A 7,151-nucleotide genomic window follows, 5' to 3' on the forward strand; every position below is an offset into this window, starting at 1 on the left:
GCCCGCCCGGCGATTGAGGGCACCGCGCGAAGCGCGGTACGGGTCCGGGCGGAGCCCGGTTCGGGAAGGGGCGGGGTGGGGAAAACGCGGGCATCAGCCCGTCGCGGGGACGCGGAGGGCCGCCAGGACCGGGAGGTGGTCGGACGCCGCCCGCAGGTCCGCGGTGGGGAGATCCGGCACACCGCACCCCAGCACCTCCACCCCCTCCGTCGCGAAGACCGCGTCGATCCGCTGGTGCGGCCCGGCCGCCGTGGACGTGAACTCACCGCCCCACGGGGCCACCGCCCAGCAGTCCTGGAGCTCCCCCGCCAGCCGGCCGAAGGCCCGGCCCCCGGGCTGTTCGTTGATGTCGCCCGCGACGATCGCGTGCGGCACATCCATCGCCTTCAGCCGCTCCAGCAGCAGGCCCGCCTGGGCGAGGCGCTCGTCGGCCGCGAGGCTCAGATGGCAGCTGATCAAGCCCACCCGCGCGCCCGCGAAGCGGACGACGGCCGTGGCGAAGCCGCGCCGGTGGAGGCCCGGGGAGCGCGGCAGCAGGACGTCCTCGGTGCGTTCCACCGTGGCCCGCAGCGAGCACAGCAGCATCGGGCCCGCCGCCGTCGCGCCGCCGGAGAGCATCACCAGGTCGGTCTTCGCGGCGAGCCGCGCCGCGTGCTTGCGCCAGCGGAAGAAGCGCGGGGCCTCCTGGACGAACACCAGGTCGGGTTCGCAGGCCCGGATCACCCGGGCCAGCGCCTCCTCGTCGTCACGCATGGAACGGATGTTGTAGCCGAGGACCCGGACCACGGCCGAACCGTCCGGCTCGGTGCGGGACTTGGGCAGTTCGGTGATCGCCATGGGAGCAACATACGACGGTGCCCGCCGCGCTTCCCGAAGGACGCGGCCCACAAGGCCGCGCCCTTCGGCGGGCGCGGCGGGCACCTGCCGGAGACGGATACCGCGGGTCAGCCCTGGCGTGCCAGGTCCGCCGCGCCCACGAGCCCCGCCTTGCCGCCCAGCTGCGCGGCGAGCACCTGGGCGTGCGGGCGCCACTGGCCGCCGATCAGCCAGCGGCGGAAGGACTTGCGGATGGGGTCGAGCACGAGGTCGCCCTCGTCGGAGACTCCGCCGCCGACGATGAACGCAGACGGGTCGAAGAGGGAGGCCAGGTCGGCGAGACCGGCTCCCGCCCAGCGCGCCAGCTCACGGAAGGAGTCGACGGCGACGGGGCAGCCCTGCCGCGCGGCCTCGCTGATGTGCTTGCCCTGGATGCCCGCGGCGGTGCCGTCGCCGAGGCCGAGCAGGATCGTGGCGTTCTCCGGTGTGGCGTTGGCGCGCTGCTTGGCGTAGCGGACGAGGGCCCGGCCGGAGGCGTACTGCTCCCAGCAGCCCTGGCTGCCGCAGCCGCAGAGGAGGCCGTCGGGCACGACCCGGATGTGCCCGAATTCGGCGGCGACACCGAACCGCCCGCGGCGCAGCTTGTTGCCGATGATGATGCCGCCCCCGAGGCCGGTGCCGAGCGTGATGCAGATGACGTCCTCGTGGCCCTGGCCGGCGCCGAAGCGGTATTCGCCCCATGCGGCGGCGTTGGCGTCGTTCTCGACCACGACGGGAAGGCCGACGCGCTGTTCGACCTTGTCCTTGAGCGGCTCGTGGCGCCAGTCGATGTTCGGCGCGAAGAGGACCGTGGCGCGCTTGTCGTCGACGTAACCGGCGGCTCCGATACCGACGGCCTCGATCTCGTGGCCCTGGCCGGCTCCTGCGACGGCAGCACAGATCGCGTCGACGATGCCTTCGGGAGTCGACGGGGTGGGCACGGTGTGCGTCTCGAGAATGGTGCCCTCTTCGTCGACCACGCCCGCCGCGATCTTCGTGCCGCCGATGTCGACGCCGATGGTGAGTCCCATGTGTCCCTCAGTATTCGGTCGAGCCCCGCTAAGGCCAACCGTACCCGAGGGCGGGCACGCCCTGGTCAGTCCAGGTCGATGTGCTCGCTGCCGCCGGGGCCTTCGTCGCGGGGGTCGTCGGTGTCCTTGGCGCTCCCGGAGCCCGCGGGGCGCTGCGTCCAGCGGCGTTCCTGGCCCTCGACGGCGGACCGGTAGGCGGCGAGCAGTTCGCCGCCGGCGGCCGCGAGATGGTCGAAGACCTGCGGGTTTCGTTCGATGACCGGCTCGACGGCGGCCTTCGCCTGGGTCACGAACTGCTGGACGGCGCTCTGCGCGGCGATGCCGGGCAGGGACGACTGGAAGGAGGTGACCTTCTCCGCCACGACGTCGAAGAGCTTGCGCAGTTCTTCCGCCGCGGAACCGGGCTGCTGCCCGTACTCCGTCCGGCGCCGGGCCCGCTCCTGCTGGAGGTCCTCCTCGCAGGCGGTGGCCCAGGCGTCGGCGTCGGGGCGCTCGGTCGCTTCGCTCATGACGTACTCCTGGGGGCCGTTTCGAGGGGTTGTGTGCTCTCGACGGTACCCGAACGGTGGTACGGCGTTCAGCGTGTCCGCGGCCACAGTCCGGGGTCCGGCGTGAAGCGGACCGTGAGCATGCCGTCCGCGAGACCCGCGCCGGCGACGGTGCAGCGGCGCAGCGCCGAGGGCAGCGGGAGGATCCTGCGGAACGGCCCCGCCCCGATCAGGAGTTCATCCCCACGGCGGACGAGGGAGAGTTGCTCCTTGACGATGCCGGGCAGCTCCAGCTCCCACACGTAGAGGGCGTCCTGGTCGCCGGGGCCGGTCGCGGAAGGCTCGGACCGGCCGACCCGGCCGACGCCGCCTCGGGGGCCTTCCCGGTCCGGGTCACCGTCGACGGCGAGCCCCTCGCCCCGGTGTCCGTCCCCGCCGGCGGCGGTGCGGACGGCGCGGGTGTCGAGCAGGGCGAGGTCCTCGAGGCCCTGCGGGTCGCGGCCGAGGTGGGGGACCTCGCATATGGCGGCGCCGGGCAGCCGGGCGCCGTACCACTCGTGGAGGCACTTCTCCTGCTGGGCGACGAGGGGGGCGAGCCAGGGGTCCGCCGATTCCCTCGGCAGGTTCCGGTTCGGTACGAGGGCGTCCACGGCGAGCCCGTGGAGGGCGAGTCCGGCACGGGCCTCGAGCAGCGCCGCGGCGGCCCGGGGGCCCGGCTCCGCGACGACCCGCAGGGTGGTGTTCACGGACTCGATCAGTGCCTGCACGCCCGCCAGTTCGGTGTCCCAGCGTTCGGCGGTCCCGTACAGCCACTGGGCGGGCATCGGCACTCCCGCGAGCTGGGCGAGCACGGGGCGCAGCGCGCGGGCGGCCTGGCGTTCCTGCGGGAGGAGGCGGCGCAGGTAGCGGCGCAGTTCCTCCGGCAGCGCGAGCAGCGCGATCGTCTCGTGCAGCGGCGGCATGTCGACGACGACCACGTCCCAGTCGCCGCGCGAGGCGACGGCGAGCGCACGCAGCAGCGCGAACTGCTCGCTGCCGGGCAGCCGGGTCAGTTCCTCGTCCTCGAGCCTGGCCGCGCCCAGCAGGTCCAGCGCGGCGGAGGCACGCTCCTGGAGGTCGAGGAACTCGGCGCGGAAGTCGGAGCCGGCGTCGATACGAGCGGCCCAAAGGCCGTCGCGGACGCGCACCGGATCTTCTGGGCGGGCGGTGAGCTCTGCGCCGAGCACGTCGCCCGGGCCGGCGGACAGGAACAGCGCCCGCCTGCCGCGTGCGGCCTCGGCGAGCGCCGTGGCGGCGGCGACGGTGGTGCGGCCCGCGCCGCCGAGGCCGGTGACGAGGACCTTGCGCATCAGGCGCCGGCGCCGCTCTCGACGCGCTTCTTCAGACCGGCGAGGGCGCGGTCGATGATGACCTTCTCCGCCTTGCGCTTGATCATGCCGAGCATGGGGATCTTGACGTCGACGGTGAGCTGGTACGTGACCTCGGTACGGTCGCCGCCGCCGACCGGCGAGAGCCGGTAGGAGCCGTCGATCGCGCGCAGCATCTGGGACTTCACCAGGGTCCAGCTGACCTCGTCGGCCCCGTGCCAGGTGTAGGCGAGGGTGTGGTCGTCCTTGATCGCGCCGGCGTCCAGCACCAGGCGGACCTGCTCGGCACGTCCCTCGGCGTCGGTGGCGAGCACCTCCGCCTCCTTCACCTCGCCGGTCCACTCCGGGTAGCGGGTGAAGTCGGCGATGACACCCATGACCTCGGCCGGTGCCGCATCGATCGTGATGCTCGAGCTGGTGTGTTCCGCCATCTCTGCGGCTCCTCACAGTGCGGTACGGACCGGGCAGGTGTGTGGGGTGCAGGCTATCGCGACCGCACGGCTCTCCGGTGCGTGCCCCGGCTCACCATGACAGGGACCAGGGACGGCCGCCGGCCGCGAAGTGACCGACGTTGACGCACTCGGTCGCGCCCACCCGCATGCGGCGGACGAGCGGCTGATGCACATGGCCGAAGAGCGCGTAACGGGGCCGGGTGCGCCGGAGGGCGTCCAGAAGGGCGCGGCTGCCGCGTTCGAAGCGGCGGGCGACGGTGTCGTACGTCAGCTCGGGAACGTCGGGCGGGATGTGCGAGCAGAGCACGTCGACCTCGCCGATCGCCTCCACCTTGGCGGCGTACTCCTCGTCGGAGATCTCGTACGGCGTGCGCATCGGGGTGCGCAGTCCGCCGCCGACGAAGCCGAAGACCCGGCCGCCGATCTCGACCCGCTCGCCGTCGAGGACGGTGGTGCCGGGGCGGGCGTACTCGTGCCACAGGGCCGGGATGTCGACGTTGCCGTAAGTGGCGTACGTCGGGGTGGGAAAGGCGGCGAACAGCTCGGCGTACTGGCGCCGTACGGCCGCCTCGATGGCGGTCTCCCTGTCGACGCCGAGCTCCGCCCAGAGCCTGCGGCCGAGGTCCCGTGCCTCCTCGAAGCGCCGGGCGGTGCGCAGTTCCACGATCAGGTCGGCGTTCTCCACGCCGAACAGTTCGGGGAAGATGCCGCGTGAGTGGTCGGCGTAGTCCAGGAAAAGCACCAGGTCACCGAGGCAAATCAGGGCATCGGCACCGTCGCCCGCGATGGCGAGATCTTTTGCATTGCCGTGCACATCACTGACCACGTTGACTCGCATGCCTCGCATGGCGGTCACCCTAGAACCCGTCGGGAGCCGCTGGGTAGAGGGGGCCTACCTGCGGTTACTTGGGTCCGGCACGCAGAGTGGAATACTCTGCGCGAAGTCCAGCCATCGATGTGTGACGCACAGAACATTGGCCGGGAACCCCTATCGGGAACCGTGTACTCGTGGGTAACGTCCGGGCAGTCCAGTCGTGCTCACCCCCACCGAGCACCTGCCCGATCTTGGACCGCAGCCGGTGCATCACACAGAGCCGTGGCGCCGGCGCCCGATGAGGAGCAGCAGTCTTGCGCGAGTTCAGCCTTCCGGCCCTGTACGAGGTCCCCACGGACGGCAACCTGACGGATCTCATCCGCCGCAATGCCGCGCAGCACCCGGATGTGGCGGTGATGGGCCGCAAGGTCGGCGGCAGATGGACGGACGTCACCGCGACGCAGTTCCTCGCCGAGGTGCGGGCCGCCGCCAAAGGCCTGATCGCCGCCGGCATCCGGCCCGGCGACCGGGTCGGCCTGATGTCCCGCACCCGCTACGAGTGGGTCCAGCTGGACTTCGCGATCTGGAGCGCCGGCGCGGTCACCGTGCCGGTCTACGAGACCAGTTCGGCGGAGCAGGTGCAGTGGATCCTCGGTGACTCCGGCGCCGCGGCCGTGATCGTCGAGGGTGACGCGCACGCCGCCGCCGTGGAATCCGTGCGCGAGTCGCTGCCGGCCCTGCGGAACGTCTGGCAGATCGAGAAGGGCGCGGTCGACGAACTGACCGCCGCCGGCGCTGAGATCTCCGAGGCGACCGTCGACGAGCGCAGCGCCTCCGCCAAGGCCGACGACCCGGCGACCATCGTCTACACCTCCGGCACCACCGGACGCCCCAAGGGCTGCGTGCTCACCCACCGCGCCTTCTTCGCGGAGTGCGGCAACCTGGTCGAGCGCCTGAAGCCACTGTTCCGTACGGGCGAGAGCTCCGTGCTGCTGTTCCTCCCCGCCGCGCACGTCTTCGGCCGCATGGTCGAGATCGCGGCCGTGATGGCGCCGATCAGGCTCGGCTGCGTCCCGGACATCAAGAACCTCACCGACGAACTGGCCTCCTTCCGGCCGACGCTGATCCTCGGTGTGCCCCGCGTCTTCGAGAAGGTCTACAACTCCGCGCGGGCCAAGGCCCAGGCGGACGGCAAGGGCAAGATCTTCGACAAGGCCGCGAACACGGCCATCGCCTACAGCCGCGCGCTGGGCGGGTCCGGCGGCGTGCCGGTCGGCCTGAAGCTCAAGCACAAGGTCTTCGACAAGCTCGTCTTCAGCAAGCTCCGCGCCGTCCTCGGCGGCCGCGGCGAGTACGCGGTCTCCGGCGGCGCGCCGCTGGGCGAGCGGCTCGGCCACTTCTTCCGCGGCATCGGCTTCACCGTGCTGGAGGGCTACGGCCTCACCGAGTCGTGCGCGGCGACCGCCTTCAACCCGTGGGACCGCCAGAAGATCGGCACGGTCGGCCAGCCGCTGCCCGGCTCCGTGGTGCGGATCGCGGACGACGGCGAGGTGCTGCTGCACGGCGAGCACATCTTCTCCGGCTACTGGAACAACGAGACCGCGACGGCCGAGGCACTGGCCGACGGCTGGTTCCACACGGGCGACATCGGCACCCTCGACGAGGACGGCTACCTCGCGATCACGGGCCGCAAGAAGGAGATCCTGGTCACCGCCGGCGGCAAGAACGTCGCCCCCGCGGTGATCGAGGACCGCATCCGCGGGCACGCCCTCGTGGCCGAGTGCATGGTCGTCGGCGACGGCCGCCCGTTCGTCGGCGCGCTCGTCACCATCGACGAGGAGTTCCTCGGCCGCTGGTCCGCGGAACACGGCAAGCCGGCCGGCTCGACGGCGGCGTCCCTCCGCGACGACGAGGACCTGCGGGCGGAGATCCAGAAGGCCGTCGACGACGGCAACGCGGCGGTGTCCAAGGCGGAGTCGGTACGCAAGTTCCGCATCCTGCCGACGCAGTTCACCGAGGAGGCGGGCCACATCACGCCGTCGCTGAAGCTGAAGCGGAACGTGGTGGCGAAGGACTTCGCGGACGAGATCGAATCGATCTACCGCGCCTGACGGTCGATTGCGGGGGCTCCGCCCCCGCCACCT

General features: G+C 72.0%; 7 protein-coding genes. 1 reads left to right on the top strand and 6 read right to left on the bottom strand.

The window, feature by feature from the left end; all coding sequences use genetic code 11:
- Positions 1-93: 93 nt before the first annotated feature.
- From ACWGH4_RS27435 to ACWGH4_RS27460, 6 genes are all read right to left on the bottom strand, one after another.
- Positions 94-837 (bottom strand): endonuclease/exonuclease/phosphatase family protein, encoded by a 744-nt coding sequence (locus ACWGH4_RS27435; protein WP_453465674.1) that lies wholly within the window; start codon positions 835-837, stop codon positions 94-96.
- A gap of 107 nt (positions 838-944) precedes the next feature.
- Entirely contained in the window at positions 945-1,886 is a 942-nt protein-coding gene (locus tag ACWGH4_RS27440) for an ROK family glucokinase (RefSeq protein WP_441264265.1), read from the bottom strand.
- Positions 1,887-1,951: 65 nt separating this feature from the next.
- Entirely contained in the window at positions 1,952-2,395 is a 444-nt protein-coding gene (locus ACWGH4_RS27445) for a DUF5304 domain-containing protein (RefSeq protein ID WP_453465676.1), read from the bottom strand.
- Positions 2,396-2,463: 68 nt separating this feature from the next.
- Positions 2,464-3,723, bottom strand: a complete 1,260-nt coding sequence (locus ACWGH4_RS27450) for an ArsA family ATPase (RefSeq protein WP_453465678.1) — start codon at positions 3,721-3,723, stop codon at positions 2,464-2,466.
- Positions 3,723-4,172: an SRPBCC family protein gene (locus ACWGH4_RS27455; protein ID WP_453465680.1), complete on the bottom strand. Its 450-nt coding sequence runs from the start codon at positions 4,170-4,172 to the stop codon at positions 3,723-3,725. Before ACWGH4_RS27455 ends, ACWGH4_RS27450 begins: the two co-directional genes overlap by 1 nt.
- A 91-nt stretch (positions 4,173-4,263) precedes the next feature.
- Positions 4,264-5,031: a metallophosphoesterase family protein gene (locus ACWGH4_RS27460; protein ID WP_453465682.1), complete on the bottom strand. Its 768-nt coding sequence runs from the start codon at positions 5,029-5,031 to the stop codon at positions 4,264-4,266.
- Positions 5,032-5,321: 290 nt separating this feature from the next.
- On the opposite strand from ACWGH4_RS27460, the gene ACWGH4_RS27465 reads away from it, so the two are divergent.
- Positions 5,322-7,118: an AMP-binding protein gene (locus ACWGH4_RS27465; RefSeq protein WP_441264261.1), complete on the top strand. Its 1,797-nt coding sequence runs from the start codon at positions 5,322-5,324 to the stop codon at positions 7,116-7,118.
- Positions 7,119-7,151: the final 33 nt, after the last annotated feature.

Source organism: Streptomyces sp. NPDC054847 (genome assembly GCF_053610925.1).

Excerpts from the sequence above, each read along its gene's own strand:
- ACWGH4_RS27435 (WP_453465674.1), bottom strand. The coding sequence starts at position 837 with ATGGCGATCACCGAACTGCCCAAGTCCCGCACCGAGCCGGACGGTTCG.
- ACWGH4_RS27440 (WP_441264265.1), bottom strand. The coding sequence starts at position 1,886 with ATGGGACTCACCATCGGCGTCGACATCGGCGGCACGAAGATCGCGGCG.
- ACWGH4_RS27445 (WP_453465676.1), bottom strand. The coding sequence starts at position 2,395 with ATGAGCGAAGCGACCGAGCGCCCCGACGCCGACGCCTGGGCCACCGCC.
- ACWGH4_RS27450 (WP_453465678.1), bottom strand. The coding sequence starts at position 3,723 with ATGCGCAAGGTCCTCGTCACCGGCCTCGGCGGCGCGGGCCGCACCACC.
- ACWGH4_RS27455 (WP_453465680.1), bottom strand. The coding sequence starts at position 4,172 with ATGGCGGAACACACCAGCTCGAGCATCACGATCGATGCGGCACCGGCC.
- ACWGH4_RS27460 (WP_453465682.1), bottom strand. The coding sequence starts at position 5,031 with ATGCGAGTCAACGTGGTCAGTGATGTGCACGGCAATGCAAAAGATCTC.